Genomic DNA, 14819 nt, shown 5'->3' on the forward strand with positions numbered 1-14819 from the left:
ACCGATATTTTTGGCCGTGAATCGGGAATAACCGCTGTCCACAGCAGACGCCGCCCCCGTGTGATTCCCACGATGTGGTTTCTGTCGGTACCCGTCTATAGGGTCCCCATGATCGGTCACCAAGACCGTTCTCGAACCGAGGAGTGTGGGCACGTGCGCTGGACCCGGACCATCCGAGCGGGGGCGCTGCTGGCCGTGGCGGCGCTCGGCCTCACGGCGTGCGGTGGCGGCGGCAGTGACCAGCCGGCTGCGCAGAGCAAGGGCGGCGCGCCGATCGTGGTGGCGTCGTTCAACTTCACCGACAGCCAGATCCTCGCGGAGCTCTACGCGGGCGCGCTGGAGGCGAAGGGCTACCCGGTCACGCGCAAGCTGAACCTGGGTTCGCGCGAGCTGATCTACCCGTCGCTGAAGAAGGGCGAGCTGCAGTTCGTTCCGGAGTACCAGGGCGCGGCCATCGCGACGGGCTTCGGCAAAGACGCGGTGAAGGACGCGGCCGGTGAGCACAGCCAGCTGGCCGAGCTGTTCAAGCCCGAGGGCATCGGCCTGCTGAACTACGCGCCGGCCGAGGACAAGGACGTCTACATCGTGAAGGCCGACCTGGCGAAGTCCAAGGGGCTCTCCACGATCGGCGACCTGAAGAAGCTCGACAAGGTCGTGATGGCGGGCGGTCCGGAGTGCGAGACGCGGCTGCCGTGCTTCAAGGGCTTCCAGGACGTGTACAAGCTCACGAACGCGACGTTCAAGACCGTGCAGGAAATCGGCCCGCGGGTGCAGGAGCTCGACTCGGGTGGCGCGACCGTGATCCCGGTCGACTCGGTGAGCCCGGTCGCCGGTGACTCGAAGTACGTGGTGCTGAAGGACGACCTCGGCATCGAGCCGACGGAGAACGTCGTGCCGGCGGTGAGCCAGAAGGTGCTCGACGAGCGGGGCGCGGACTTCGCGGCGGCGGTCAACGCCGTCAGCGCGAAGCTGACCACCGACGAGCTGCGCGACCTCAACAGCCGCGTCGACTCCGACGGTGAGCCGGCCGCCGACGTGGCGAAGGACTGGCTGAAGCAGCAGGGCCTGGCCTGAGGTTTCGGTCTGGCGGGTCGGGTTGCGGTCGTTCCCTCCGCTCTGTGGCGCGGACGCCACGGGGTGGAGGGGCCCCAGCCGCTGCTGCGACCCGGGCGAGACCCTGGCGAACCCGCCCGAACGGCCCGACGGCCGCCACGAGGTACGGGCGCCGCGCCGAACGGTCGGCGGGGAAGCTGCCCAGCCGACTGCGGTGGCGCGGCGTTCGCAAGCCCAACAGCACGACCCCACCCACCCGACAACCCCGCAGCTGCGGCGAGGTGCGGTCCGGCCACCGAACCGGCCGCCCCATGGCGGCGAGGGCACCTGCTCGCAAGCCCACCGCCGGCAGCCCCGGCCGAGCTGCCCCGGCTGCCGCGCCGCACGGCCGACCGGGAAGCCGGCCGACCGGGAAGCCGGCCGACCGGGAAGCCGCTCGCCGAAGCTGTGAGCCGCTGCGGTGAGCCGGAGCCACAACACCCGTGACAACACTGCTTGAGGAGCCCAGCTCATGAGCGCGCGACCGTTGCACTTCAACGCCTTCATCTGGCCCAACGGCTACCACGAATCAGCGTGGCGGGTCGTCGACGACGACGTACGTGGCGTCCTCGGCCTGCCGTACTACGCGGACATCGCCCGCACGGCCGAGCGCGGTCTGCTGGACACGATCTTCCTCGCCGACAACATCGCCATCCCCGAGTACCGCGTGGCGCACTTGCCGCAGACGCAGTTCGATCCGATCTCCGTCCTCTCCGCGTTGGCGGCGGTCACCAGTCACATCGGGCTGATCGGCACAGGGTCCACCACGTACAACAAGCCGTGGGAGCTGGCACGGCGGTTCGCGACGCTGGATCACCTCAGCGGGGGCCGGGCGGGGTGGAACATCGTCACCACCGTGACGTCGCTGGCGGCGGCCAACTTCGGCGAGGCCGCGCACCCCGATCACGCCGACCGGTACGCGCGGGCGCACGAGTTCGTCGACGTCGTCACGAGGGCGTGGGACAGCTGGGAGGACGGCGCCCTCGTGGGCGATCGGCCCGACGGCGTGTGGGCGGACCGCGCGAAGCTGCACGCGCCGCGGTTCCACGGGGAGTTCTACGACGTCGAGGGCATCCTGCCGTTCCCGCGGTCGCCGCAGGGGTGGCCGGTGCTCGTGCAGGCGGGGCAGTCGTCGGCGGGGATCGGGTTGGCGGCGCGGTTCGCGGAGCTGGTGTTCTCGGGGCCGCCGTCGTTGGAGGCAGCCGTGAAGTTCCGCACCGATCTGCACGCGCAGGCCGCGGCGGTCGGACGGGCGCCCGAGCAGGTGCTGGTGTTGCCGGCGTTGATGATCACGCTCGGCGACACGGAGGCTGCCGCACAGGAAAAGGCCCAACGGCTGGAGGCGCTGTCCAGCGAGGAGTTCCGGTGGCAGAACGTGCTCTACACCGCCGGACTCGATCCGGACGCGTTCGACCCGGACGCGCCGTTGCCCGCGGAGCTGCTCGACGCGCCGGCGGCGTCGAGTCGGGCGGCGCAGCTCGTCGAGGCGGCCCGCGCCGAGCCGACCGCGACGCTGCGAGAGCTGACCTCGGCCATGAAAAGCGGTGCGGGTCAGTTCCACTTCGTCGGAACGCCGGAGCAGCTGGCCGACCACATCCTCACCTGGCAGGACGCGGGCGCGGTCGACGGCTTCACGATCATGGGCTCCACCCTCCCCTACGAGCTGACCACCTTCGTCGACCACGTGGTGCCGCTGCTTCAGGCGAAGGGCCGCTTCCGCACGGAGTACACCGGGTCGACTCTGCGCGAGCACCTCGACCTGCCCCGGCCCGCGGGGCGGGGCTGACGCGGAGGTGAGTGGCCAAAGCCGCTGGCGGCGCCTCGGTGGTGCCCGCGACCGCGAGAAACCGTAGTGGCGCAACAGAAGGCGCCGAACTCCGGTATGAAGGTTGCCCGCCGGACGTCCACCCGGTGAACTCTTGTCGAGAGGTCTTCGGGTGGCCCGGCCCGGGCCGCAGAATCTGCTCGTGACCCAACGTTTCGCTGCGCGTCTGCGCACTGTGCTGTTCTGTCTGCTGGCCTTCGGGCTCCTGTCCCCCCTCGCCACCGCCGGCGCCACCGAGGCCGGGCACGGGCGGTCGCCGTACTCGCTGTTGCAGATGAACGTCTGCTCCAGCGGCTACGCCAGCTGCTACCCCGGCACCGAGTACCCGAAGATCGTCGACGAGGTCGTCGCCAAGATCAAGGCGAACAACGTCGACGCGGTCACCCTCAACGAGGCGTGCAGCGGCGACGTGGCCCAGGTCGCCGCGCGCACCCGCTATCACTACCGGTTCGCCACGGTGATCTACAACGGCGCCCCGCTGGCCTGCAAGACACCGGAAGGCCGTGGGTTCTTCGGCAACGCCGTGCTGACCAAGGACGCGATCCGCGCTTCCCAGGACGCCCCGTACTCCGTGTTCAGCGGCGTGGAGCAGCGCCGCTGGCTCTGCGTGACGACCGCGCGCGGAGTGGACGTCTGCACCAGCCACCTGTCGACCGACGGCGAAGCCCCCGGCACGACGAACTCCGTCCAGTGCGCCGAGCTGACCACCGTGCTCGCCGCCCGACACCGGCCGACCATCTTCGCCGGTGACGTCAACCGGCACGCTTCGTGCGCGCCTAAGGGCCAGTGGACGCTGACCGACGCGGCCGCCGCCAAGGACCCCGGCATCCAGCACTCCTACGGCACCCTCGCGGCGCCCCGTGCGGAGATCGAACCGACGACCTACACCGACCACGACGCTCTCGTGGTCCGCGCCGAGCTCCGGCACTGACCCGACGTCGGTCCGGGCGCCCGGGTATCGGGGCGCCCGGACCGGCGGTGACCGCGCCGGCTGTCACCCGCGCCGGTTGGCCAGGATCGACCGCACCAACGTCCCCGGCCGCGCCAACGTCGCCGGGTGCGTCAAGAGGTACGCGACCTCGTCGAAGCGCCGCGCGATCTCCGGCTCGAACACCGACGAGCGTTGCAGGGCGAAGAACGCGTGCGCCGGCACGGCCAGATCCGGCCCGGTGCGCAGGGACTCCGAAAGGCACGAAGCGTGCAGGGCGGCGCAGGACATGCCCTGGCCGTAGATGGGGTTGAACGACGCGACGGCGTCACCGGTGGCCACGAGCCGCGCGGGGAAGCGGCGGAGGCGGCGGAGGCGGTGGAAGTCGCGGCGGCGGCTGTCGGCGTGGCGGTAGGTGGTGATGCCGCCGAGCATCTCGTTGGCGGCGATGGCGCCGAACTCGCCGGGCAGCGCGGTGCGGCACAGGTGGACGAACTCTTCGGGCGTGCTGCCCGGGCGCTGGTCGAGGTAGCCCGACAGCGTGACTATCCACTGGTCGTCCTCGATCTGGCACAGGGCGGCGGCCGCGATGCCCGACGGGTCGCCCGGCGAGTGCATCGACACGCCCGCGCGAGCCTCGGGCTGCTCACCGGCGCGGCGCAGCACGGCGGTGGCGTAGTTCAGGTCGATCCGCATGCGGGTCATCGGCGGCTGCTCCCAGCCGGCCGTCCGCAGCCAGTCGCCGAGGCGGCTGGAGCGGCCCATGGCGTCGACGACGAAATCCGCCTCCATCCGGCCGCCCTCGTACTGGACGGCGGTGACCGCGGTGTCGGAGAACTCCAGCCCCGTCACGCGCGCGACGACCGACCCGACGTTCGGCAACGCCAGCGTGTGCTCCCGGATCTGCGCTTCGAGGAACGGCCGGCTGCTGCTGAGCATGTCGGTGTCCGAGCCGACGATCTTGATCAACGGGCGACATCCTCGTTTACTCCCCAGACCTCGAAAACCACGGACACAGACCGCGGACCGATCACCGAGCCGGAGCCGGGAACTGCTCGTGCCCCAGCACTCCGAGCAGCTGGATCTTCTCCGCCGCCTCCGTCCGCGGCGCCGCCGTGAGCACCAGCAGCGACTGCGACCAGTCCTCCGTGAACAACGCCTGGCAGTCCACCTCGATCGGACCCAGCTGCGGATGGATCAACGTCTTGTGGTCCTCGAACCGCCTCGCCACCTCGTGCCGTTCCCACAGCTCGGCGAACTCCGCGCTCTCCTGCCGCAACGCCCGCACGAGCTCGCCGGCGCGCGATTGCGGTCCCATCGACCCGTACGCGGCGCGCAGGCCCGCGACTTGGGCGCGGCTCTGGCGGGCGCGGTCGGCGGCCGGGTAGATGAGGCGTTCGCCGGGGTCGGTGAACCAGCGGTAGATGCCGCTGCGGGCGAGGCCGGTGTGGTGGGAGTGGTCGCCGTAGAGGGCGTCGGCGAAGCGGTTCTGCACGAGGACCTCGCCGAGGTTCGACAGGATCAGCGCGGGCGTGTCGTCGAGCCGGTCGAGGACCCGCAGCAACGCCGGCGCGACGTGGGTGGCGACGGCGACGGCCGAAGGCGCGTTGCGGCCGGAGATCTGGAACAGGTAGTCGCGCTCGCCGGCGTTCAGGCGCAGCGCGCGGGCCAGCGACGCGAGCATCTGCTCGCTCGGCTGCGGACCGCGCTGCTGTTCGAGCCGGGTGTAGTAGTCGGTGGACATGGCGGCCAGCGAGGCGACTTCCTCACGCCGCAGCCCGGGAGCGCGACGGCGCGCACCCGCGGGCAGGCCGACGTCCTCGGGTTGCAGCTCCTCCCGGCGTCGGCGCAGGAACTCCGCCAGTGTCGAACGATCCATGACACTCAGTATCCGGCTCACGCCGGGCGCGAACCAGGGATCGCCGATCCCCCGATGAGCGGTCTCTGCACCTCAGCCTCGCGAAGCGCGAAAGTCGTGGCATGGACATCAGCGGAAACACCATTTTCATCCCCGGCTCGACCAGCGGCATCGGCCTGGCCCTCGCGCTCGAGCTGCAGGCGAAGGGCAACACCGTGATCATCGGCGGCCGCCGCACGGAGCTGCTGCGCGAGATCGCCGCCCAGTACCCCGGCCAAGGCACCGCGAAGATCGACACCGTGCAGATCGACACCACCGACCCCGCCAGCATCGACGCGGCCGCCAAGGAGGTGCTCGCGAACCACCCCGACCTCAACGTGCTGGTCACCATGTCCGGCATCATGCGCGTCGAGGACTGGCACCGGCCCGAGTCGTTCCTCGCATCGGCCGAATCGGTCGTGACCACCAACGTGCTCGGCCCGATCCGCCTCATCGCCGCCTTCGTGGAGCACCTGCAGACCCGCCCCGACGCGACGATCATGACCGTCTCCTCCGGCCTCGCCTTCACCCCGCTGAAGGTGACGCCGAGCTACAACGCGTCGAAAGCCGCTATCCACATGCTCAGCGAATCGCTGCGCCTGCAGCTGGCCGACACGTCGGTGAAGGTCCTGGAGCTCGAACCGCCGTCCGTGCAGACTGACCTGCTCCCCGGCCAGGCCGGCAACGACCACGCCCAGCCGCTCGACGAGTTCGTCAGCGAGGTCGTGAATCTCATCGAGACCCAGCCGGACGCCCGCGAGATCCAGGTCGAGCGCGTCAAGTTCCTCCGCTACGGCGAAGCCCGCGGCGACTACGACCAGGTCGTCGCCGCCGTCAACGCCTCCGACCCGCACGGCGACTGAGCCACGGCGAGCTCGGCCGGGAGCCCGAACAGGCCGAACAGCCGCGGCTCGAGGTGCGCCTCGAGCGCGGCGACCCGGTCGCCGGCGACATCGACGACCAGCACCGCGAAGGCCCGCAAACCGCCCTCGTCGTGGTAGATCGCGAAAGCGGGCGAGCCGTTCGCCTCGATCGGAACGAGCCTCGACGCACGGCAAGGGCTGTCCTCGCGCCGGAACCACCGCGAGATCTCGGTCCGGCCAGCGAGCCAGAGGCCGTAGGGCGGCATGGCGAGCGTGGCGTCCTCGTGGAGCAGCGCGGTGAGGGCGGGCACGTCGTAGCGTTCGAAGGCCTCGACGAACCGGGCGAGCAGCGCGCGCTGGGTGCCGGTGAGTCCGGCGGCCGGCGCCGGGCGCTCGGCGAGGCGCCCCCGTGCGCGGCGCAGCAGCCCGTTCGCGGCGGCCACGGTGATGCCGAGGAGCCCGGCTGTCTCGTCCGCGCTGAACTTCAGGACATCACGCAAGATCAGCGTCGCGCGCTGCGGTGCCGACAGCGTGTGCAGGGCGGCGACGAAGGCGAGGCGCACCGATTCGCGCCGCACCACCGTTTCCGCCGGGTCGGCGCCCGGTGACAGGAGCCAGCGATCGGGTGCGGGGCCGACCCACCTCGCCGGTTCCCCCACGCCGAGCGGCGAACTCGCGTCGCCGGCCGCGGTGACGTCGACGGGGTGCTCCCGGCGAGGCCTGCGCCGGAGTTGGTCGAGGCAGACGTTCGTGGCGATGCGGAACAGCCACACCCGCGGGGTGGCTGCGCCGGTGAAGCCGGCGCGCCCACGCCAGGCCCGCAGCATCGTCTCCTGCACGGCTTCGTCGGCGTCGACGGCCGAGCCGAGCATCCGGTAGCAGTAGCCCAGCAGCTCGGGCCGATGCCGAGCGTCGAGGTCGGTCCAGTCGTCAAGGGTGGTCGGCGTCACAACCCCGGCAACGCGCCGGAGGTCCGGTGGATTCCGCGGTCAGTTCCCGGGCAGCGCTTCGTCTACAGGGATCAAGAGGAAATTCGACGAAGGAGTCACCCCCATGATCCTCATCACCGGCGGCACCGGGCTCACCGGTTCGGCTGTCGTGCGCGAGTTCGTCCGGCGGGGTCACCCGGCGCGGGCCCTGGTCCGCGGCCCGCAGCCGGCGTTGCCCGGCATCTCCACGGTGCACGGCGACCTGCTGGCGCCGGACACGCTCGGCCCGGCTCTCGACGGCGTCGAGACGGTCGTCCTGATCTCCGGCGCGGACGGCCGGATGGCCGAAGCGCAGGCCAACCTGATCGACGCCGCCGTGCGGTGCGGTGTCCGGCGCGTGGTGAAGGTGTCCGGAATGGGCACGGACCCGGATTCGGGCTTCCGGTTCGCGCGGCTGCACGCACGGATCGAGGAGCACCTGCGCGCGTCCGGCATCGCCTGGACGATCCTGCGGCCGAGCCAGTTCATGCAGGTCTACCTGCGAGAAGTACCGACGATGCTCGCCGACGGCGAGCTCGCCCTGCCCCTCGGCGACACCCGCCTGGCCCCGATCGACGTCGAGGACATCGCGAAGGTCGTCTACGCCGCGGCCACGTCCGACGGCCACGAATCGGCCGTCCACGAGATGACCGGACCGCAAGCGCTGACCATGGCGGAGGTGGCCGAAATCCTGACCGGCATCGTGGGACGGCCGATCCGCTACGTCGACCTCTCCCCCGAAGAGCACCACCGTCGCGTCGTCGCGGTCGGTATCCCGGCGCAGTTCGCGGACGACCTGGCCGCGCTCTTCCACCTTCGCCGCACGGGGAACCCGGAGTCCACTGTGGACACCACGGTGTTCTCGAAGCTCGGCCTCCGCCCGACGTCCTTCGCCGACTTCGCCGCCCGCGCGGCTCCGCTCTTCCGCGGCGAGGTGACGCCGGGGCGGTTGTGGGCCTCGGGCTGGCAGGCCGGCGCCGTCGCCCGCTGACGCGCCGGACCGGCCCGGACCGCTGCCGGCTCACGCCAGATGCGTCGGCTTCCCGGCCAGGATCGTCGCCGTGAGCGGCATGTCCCGCAGCTGCGCCGGGGACAGGTGTGCCGGGTCCACGGCCGTGACCATCAGATCGGCCACGTCCCCGACCTCGATCCCCCGGCGCCCGCCCGAAGCGGCGGCCAACGCGTCCGCCAGCGGGATCGCCTGTTCCGGATGCCACGCCGGCCGGTCGTCGTCCGTGCGGCCCACGGCGGCGGCGATCCCGTCCCACGGGTCCAGCGGCGCGACCGGCGCGTCGGAGCCGATTTCGAGGCGGGCGCCGGAATCCAGCAGGGCGCGGTAGGCGTAGGCGCGGTCCGTGCGGCCGTACCAGTGGCGGTCGGCGACGTCGCGGTCGTCGGGCTGGTGGGCGGGCTGCACGCTCGCCACGAGGTCCAGCCCGGCGAACCGCGGCACGTCGTCGGAAGACAACAGCTGCGCGTGCTCGATGCGGCCGGGGCAGCCGACGGCGGCGAACGCGTCGAGGGCGATGGTGTTGGCCTTGTCGCCGATGGCGTGGACCGCCGGCACCAGGCCGTTTTCCCAGGCCCGCCGCATCAGCGGCGCCAGCTCCGAAGGCGGAAGCTCAAGCAGGCCGGGGGAATCCGACTCCGGATAGGGGTCGTGGCAATACGCGGTACGGGTGTTGAGCGAACCGTCCACGAACAACTTGAACGGCCCCACGCTCAGCAACCCGCCGCCGGCCGGCAGCACGTCACCGGTCCGGTGGCCGCGGGAAACGGCGACGTCCAGCAACGGCCGCGAAATCACACAGGACACCCGCGTCGCCGGTGCCACCGCGGTTACGCGGCGAGTCCAATCGGTGACCGTGTCCGCGTACTCGTAGTCCACGATCCCCGTCACACCACGGGAAGCCGCCGCACTGAGCGCGTCGGCAACCCAGCGGTCCTGCACGTCCGGCGCGGCCGACGGCAGCGCGGCCGTGGCGGTCATGCAGTCGTTTTCCAGCAGCACGCCCGTCGGGTGGTCGCGGCCGACCAGCTTGAGCGCGGCGGGACTGAGCCAGAGCGTGTGCAGATCCGCGCTGAACAACGCGACCGCGCGGCCCGGCAACGCGCGCTGCAGCAGGTCCTTGTGCGGCTTGTCGGGCCAGAGCCCGTCGCGGAAACCGGCACCGACGACGAGGTCGCCGGGCCGGTCGGACGTCTCCAACAACCGCCGCAGCAGCAGTTCCACCGCTTCCGCCGCCGAACGCGCGTCCCCCAGCGGGATGCGCCGGCGGAAGGTGGCCCACTGCAGGGCGTGCACGTGGGCGTCGACGAGGCCCGGCAGGAGCGTGCCGCCGTGGCCGTCGAGCACACGCGCGGCGAAGCCCGAACCGCTGCCCGGCTCCTCGATGGCGGCCACGCGGCCGTCGTTCACACGCACGTCGGCGAGCCCGCCGCCCAGCCCGACCCGCACCCGGCGGAGGAGGAGATCGTCCATCCACCCAGCCTGCCAGCCCGGTACGGGGGAAGGGAATCACCGGCACGACAAGAACACCGCCACCGCGTCACTGCCCGAACGGGTGACGAATGTGCGATGCTGGGAATGCGGGGGTACTCCCCTGTTGTTCGAACAACTACAGGGCAGCCGTCGCCCGCCGCAGGGTCAGGGCCGGTCAGGGGCGCCGCCTTCACAAGCCGCGCAGGGTTCGACTCCCTCGGTTGCCACGAGCGAGTGGGCGGAGTGTGTCCGCTGGAAGCGCGGACCCCGCTCGCTCGTTGTATCTCCGGGGGTGCAACCCCCGTGCCCGCCCGGAGGGCTTCGCCCCCGGACCCCCACGGTGGTCGCCTTGGCGAGTCGTCTCACCAGGGACCCCACGGTGGTCGCCTTGCTGAGTCGTCTCCCCGGGGCCCGGCGGTGGTCACCTTGGTGACGCGTCTCCCCCCGAAGTCCCGATGGTGGTCGTGTTGCGAGCCGTCTCCCTCGGGACGCTGAGGTGGTTGCTTCGCGGGGCGGCGGCCGCGGAGTCGTCGTGGTGGTGGTCTGGTCAGGCCCTTGGGTTAGGCCGTTCGTCTCACGCCGAATTGCGGCCGATAGGCTGACTGTCTGATTGATGCGGATGGTCCCGACCTGTGTACTGCTCCGATGACACAGCAGAAATCACGCTGGAGACGGCGGGCCGGGATCACCCTCCTCGCCACCGCCCTCGGCGTCGCCCCCGTCGGGGTGCCCGCTGCGCTCGCCGCGCAGCCCCCTTCCTCCCCCGGAAACCCCACCGCCACTGACGGCAAGACCCTCGACGACGGTGACCGCGCGCTCGTCGCCGAAGCCCAGCGGGCCGGCAAGCGCACCGTGACGCTGCTGGTCGCCGCCGAGCGCGGCCGCTCGAGCGCCGCCGTGAACGACCTCAAGGCCCTCGGCGGCGTGGTCGAGTCCACGGACGCGAAGCTCGACTACGTCAAGGTCTCCGTGCCCGTCGCGAACGCCGAGAAGGCCGCGAAGCTCAAGTCGGTGAACGCCGTGGACGTCGACGGTCTCATCCACCGCGACGACCCGAAGCCCGAAGGCGCGGCCAACCCGATCCCGCAGCCGGCTCCGGGCAAGAACACCCCGCGCGTGAACCCGTACCTGCCCACCGGCGACACCTACGCCGCGCAGTTCGGCCAGACCTTCGGCGGCTGGGACGGCAAGGGCACCACCGTCGCCGTGCTCGACTCCGGCGTCGACCTCGACAGCCCCGCGCTGGCCAAGACCAGCCACGGCGACCGCAAGATCGTCGACTGGTACGACGCCAACGCCACCAACTCCGGCGACGGCACGTGGGTGCAGCAGTCAACCCAGACCTACACCGGCACCTTCGCGTCGAACGGCCGCGACTGGACCGCGCCCGCCACCGGCGGCCCGTACAGCTTCGGCCTGTTCAAGGAGACCGCGGGCGATCTCGGCGGCGCCGGCAGCGAGACGGGCGGCGACCTCAACCGGGACGGCGACCGCGCCGACTCGTGGGGCGTGCTGCTCGACACCGCCACCAAGCAGGTGCGCGTGGACCTCGACGGCGACGGCGACTTCACCGACGAGAAGCCGATGTCGGACTACGCCAAGAACTTCGACGTCGGCTACTTCGGCACCGACAACCCGGCCACCGACCGCGCAGAGCGCATGGCGTTCGTGGTGCAGACCGACAAGCCGGGCTTCGTGAACATCGGCATCGCGGGCGCCGAGCACGGCACGCACGTGGCCGGCATCGCGACGGGCAACGACCTGTTCGGCGGCAAGATGGACGGTGCCGCCCCGGGTGCGAACGTGATGGCCGTGAAGGTGTGTCTCACCACGGACTCGTGCACCTCCAGCGGTCTGCTCGACGGCGTGGTCTACGCCGCGAGCCACGGCGCCGACGTCATCAACATCTCCATCGGCGGCCTGCCCGCGCTCAACGACGGCAACAACGCGCGAGCCGAGCTCTACAACCGCACGATCGCCGAGTACAACGTGCAGATCTTCATCTCCGCGGGCAACTCCGGCGCCGGCGCGAACTCGGTCGGCGACCCGTCGGTGGCCACGGACGCGATCAGCGTCGGCTCGTACATCACGCGCGAGACGTGGCTGTCGAACTACGGCTCGAAGGTGTCGAAGGCCGAGGCGCTGCACCCGTTCTCCTCGCGCGGTCCGCGCGAAGACGGTGGATTCAAGCCGGACATCATCGCGCCCGGCGCGGCGATCTCCACCGTGCCGCGGTGGGAGGCGCCGGGTCCGGTCGCGGGCACGTACCAGCTGCCCGCCGGGTACGCGATGCTTCAGGGCACGTCGATGGCGTCACCGCAGGCGACAGGCGCGGCGGCTCTGCTGGTGAGCGCGTACAAGGCAACGCACCACGGCCAGCGTCCGCCGGTCGCGGCGCTGCGCTCGGCGATCAAGTCCACGGCGCGTTTCGTGCCGGGCATCGGCGCGTACGAGCAGGGCGCCGGGCTGTTCAACGTGCCCGCCGCGTGGGTCGCGCTGTCACTGAACCCGAAGCCGGACACGGTGACCACCGCGGTCGACGTGCACACGGTTCAGGCCAACCTGCTGAAACCCACCCCGGGCGTAGGCGTCGGCATCCACGACCGCGAGGGCGTGACCGTCGGGAAGTCCTACACGCGCACGTACACGCTCACGCGCACGTCCGGTTCTTCTCGTCCGGTGGTGTATTTCGCACGCTGGGTGGGTAACGACGGAACATTCTCCTCGGGTTCCCTGGTGTCCTTGCCCCTGAACAAGCCCGTTTCCTTCCAGGTGAAGGTGAACCCCAAACAGGCCGGTGCGCATTCGGCGCTGCTGTACCTGGACAACCCGCTGACGATCGGCGTCGACGTGCAGACCATGAACACGGTCTTCGCGCCGGCGGAGTTCGCCTCGTCGGGCACCTTCACCGCGTCGGGCACGATCGCGCGCAACCAGTCGGTGAGCTACTTCCTGCGCGTGCCGCAGGGTGCGAGCTCGCTCCAGGTGGACCTGACCGGTGGCGGTGACCCCGGCAAGGGCCAGGTGCGCTTCCTGCGCTACGACCCGACCGGCGTTCCCGTCGACAGCAACACCTCCACCAACTGCTACAACCCCGACGCGGGCGCGGGCTGCGTCGGCGGCACGCCGACCAGCCGCACGCTGACCAACCCGCTGCCGGGCGTCTGGGAGATCACGGTGGAGGCGCGGCGGACGTCCGATGTGGACACCGCGCCGTACAAGCTGACGGTTTCCGCGCTGGGCACCGCGATCACGCCGAACCCGGACGACATCGCGTCGGCTCCGCTGGGTACCGGGGTGGATCGCACGTACACGGTGAAGAACTCGCTCAAGGCGTTCACCGGGCACGTGGTGGGCAGCACGTTCGGCAGCGCGAAGATCACGCGGCCGACGATCGCGCAGGACCAGTCGGCGCAGACGCCGCTGACCGTGCTGCCGGGTTCGACCTCGCTGACGGTGACGATCGGCAACACCGCCGACACCGCCGCCGACCTGGACCTGTCGGTGTACAACTGCAGCAGCGGTTCGTGCGTCCTCGCGGGCCAGAGCGCCGACGGTGACTCCGAGGAGTCGGTGACGATCCAGAACCCGGCGGCGGGCGCGTGGGTCGCGGTCGTCGACGGGTACTCCGTGCCCACCGGGACCACGGCGTACGACTACCTGGACGTGTTCGTGAACCCGTCGTTCGGCGGCGTCACGGTGACCGACCCGGTCGCCGCGCACGCCTCGGGCACCACGTGGACCGTGCCGGGTGTCGTGACGGCCTCGGCCGCCCCGGACGCGGGCCGCGTGCTGCGCGGTCAGCTCTCGGTGGTCGACGACGCGGGCGCGACCGTGGGCAGCGGCATCGTGCTGGTGCGTTCGGTGAGCTAGGTGTTCTCCGGGGAGCGCGGCACCGCGCTCCCCGGAAGCACGCCCTGCGCCGCCTTCTCCCCGCTGCGGCCACCCCCGGCGCCGCGCAGGATGTAGGCGATCCCCACCGCGATGAGGCCCCCGGCGATCGGGCCGGCCAGGTAAGCCCACCACGACGTCCAGTCGCCGAGCACCAGCGCGGGCCCGAGCGAGCGCGCCGGGTTCATCGACGCGCCGCTCACCGGCGCTCCCCACAACCCGGCCAGCGCGATGTAGCTGCCCACCGCGATCGCGGCCAGCGGCCCGACCTGCTGGGCTCCTGAGGAGCTGCCCAGGATCACGCTCACGAGCCCCACGGTGAGCACGAGTTCCCACAGCATCGCCGTGACCGTGCTGATCCCGCTGCCGGGCAGGGTCAGGCCCGCGCTGCCCTGCTTGCCGAGCAACGCCCACAACAGGAGCGTGGCCAGCGCCGCGCCGACGAACTGGGCCACGATGTAGGCCGGAACCCGTTTCCACGGGAAGTCGCCTCGCGCCGCGAACGCGAGACTCACGGCCGGATTGAGGTGGGCGCCGGACACTGTGCCCATGAACAGGATGATGGCGGCGACCATCAACGCCGGCGCCACGACCCGCGCACCAGCCGGCACCGCGTCACCGCCGAACCGCGCGTTCACCACACCGCCGCCGACCGCGACCAGCACCAGGAAGAAGGTGCCGAGCACCTCGGAGAACAGCCGACGCCCCTCGTACCGGTCGTTCCAGAAGTCGAACTCGCTGACAACCGAGTTCGGCTGTCCCATGGAGCGCAAGGCGACGTCGGCGTGCCGTGCGACTTGCTGCCGGTCGGGCTGTGACCGCAGCGTTCGATCGCTCGGAGTCATGACGCACCTCCCGCTCGCACCGGTCACT

11 protein-coding genes are annotated in these 14819 nt (G+C 71.2%); 6 read left to right on the forward strand and 5 right to left on the reverse strand.

The window, feature by feature from the left end; all coding sequences use genetic code 11:
* Window positions 1-153: 153 nt before the first annotated feature.
* The 3 genes from K1T34_RS03925 to K1T34_RS03935 all read left to right on the forward strand — a co-directional run bounded on the left by K1T34_RS03925 (window position 154) and on the right by K1T34_RS03935 (window position 3848).
* Entirely contained in the window at window positions 154-1074 is a 921-nt protein-coding gene (locus K1T34_RS03925) for an ABC transporter substrate-binding protein (protein ID WP_255638290.1), read from the forward strand.
* 490 nt (window positions 1075-1564) lie between these two features.
* Window positions 1565-2878 carry an LLM class flavin-dependent oxidoreductase gene (locus K1T34_RS03930; RefSeq protein ID WP_220242935.1) on the forward strand — a complete coding sequence of 438 codons (1314 nt, stop codon included), beginning with the start codon at window positions 1565-1567 and terminating at the stop codon, window positions 2876-2878.
* A gap of 181 nt (window positions 2879-3059) precedes the next feature.
* Window positions 3060-3848: an endonuclease/exonuclease/phosphatase family protein gene (locus tag K1T34_RS03935; RefSeq protein WP_220242936.1), complete on the forward strand. Its 789-nt coding sequence runs from the start codon at window positions 3060-3062 to the stop codon at window positions 3846-3848.
* A gap of 63 nt (window positions 3849-3911) precedes the next feature.
* Here K1T34_RS03935 and K1T34_RS03940 read toward each other — a convergent pair whose 3' ends face one another.
* Entirely contained in the window at window positions 3912-4814 is a 903-nt protein-coding gene (locus tag K1T34_RS03940; protein WP_220242937.1) for a hypothetical protein, read from the reverse strand.
* A gap of 61 nt (window positions 4815-4875) precedes the next feature.
* Entirely contained in the window at window positions 4876-5724 is an 849-nt protein-coding gene (locus K1T34_RS03945) for a helix-turn-helix transcriptional regulator (RefSeq protein WP_220242938.1), read from the reverse strand.
* Between the two features lie 101 nt (window positions 5725-5825).
* Here K1T34_RS03945 and K1T34_RS03950 point away from each other — a divergent pair, with 101 nt between their 5' ends.
* Complete coding sequence (locus K1T34_RS03950) at window positions 5826-6605, forward strand: SDR family oxidoreductase (RefSeq protein WP_220242939.1); 780 nt, start codon at window positions 5826-5828, stop codon at window positions 6603-6605.
* Here K1T34_RS03950 and K1T34_RS03955 read toward each other — a convergent pair.
* Entirely contained in the window at window positions 6554-7555 is a 1002-nt protein-coding gene (locus tag K1T34_RS03955; protein WP_220242940.1) for an RNA polymerase subunit sigma-70, read from the reverse strand. The two genes, K1T34_RS03950 and K1T34_RS03955, sit on opposite strands and share 52 nt — an antisense overlap.
* A gap of 103 nt (window positions 7556-7658) precedes the next feature.
* On the opposite strand from K1T34_RS03955, the gene K1T34_RS03960 reads away from it, so the two are divergent.
* Window positions 7659-8564, forward strand: coding sequence for an SDR family oxidoreductase (locus K1T34_RS03960; RefSeq protein ID WP_220242941.1), 906 nt, complete (start codon window positions 7659-7661; stop codon window positions 8562-8564).
* A 30-nt stretch (window positions 8565-8594) separates the two neighbouring features.
* Here K1T34_RS03960 and K1T34_RS03965 read toward each other — a convergent pair whose 3' ends face one another.
* The gene (locus K1T34_RS03965) at window positions 8595-10055 is read right to left on the reverse strand and encodes an amidohydrolase (protein WP_220242942.1); all 1461 of its coding nucleotides are present in this window, start codon (window positions 10053-10055) and stop codon (window positions 8595-8597) included.
* Between the two features lie 645 nt (window positions 10056-10700).
* Here K1T34_RS03965 and K1T34_RS03970 point away from each other — a divergent pair.
* Entirely contained in the window at window positions 10701-13928 is a 3228-nt protein-coding gene (locus K1T34_RS03970) for a S8 family serine peptidase (RefSeq protein ID WP_220242943.1), read from the forward strand.
* Here the strand turns inward: K1T34_RS03970 and K1T34_RS03975 are convergent.
* Window positions 13925-14791 (reverse strand): MIP/aquaporin family protein, encoded by an 867-nt coding sequence (locus K1T34_RS03975; RefSeq protein ID WP_220242944.1) that lies wholly within the window; start codon window positions 14789-14791, stop codon window positions 13925-13927. The two genes, K1T34_RS03970 and K1T34_RS03975, sit on opposite strands and share 4 nt — an antisense overlap.
* Between the last annotated feature and the right edge of the window lie 28 nt (window positions 14792-14819).

This window comes from Amycolatopsis sp. DSM 110486 (genome assembly GCF_019468465.1).
Classification (GTDB): Bacteria; Actinomycetota; Actinomycetes; order Mycobacteriales; family Pseudonocardiaceae; genus Amycolatopsis.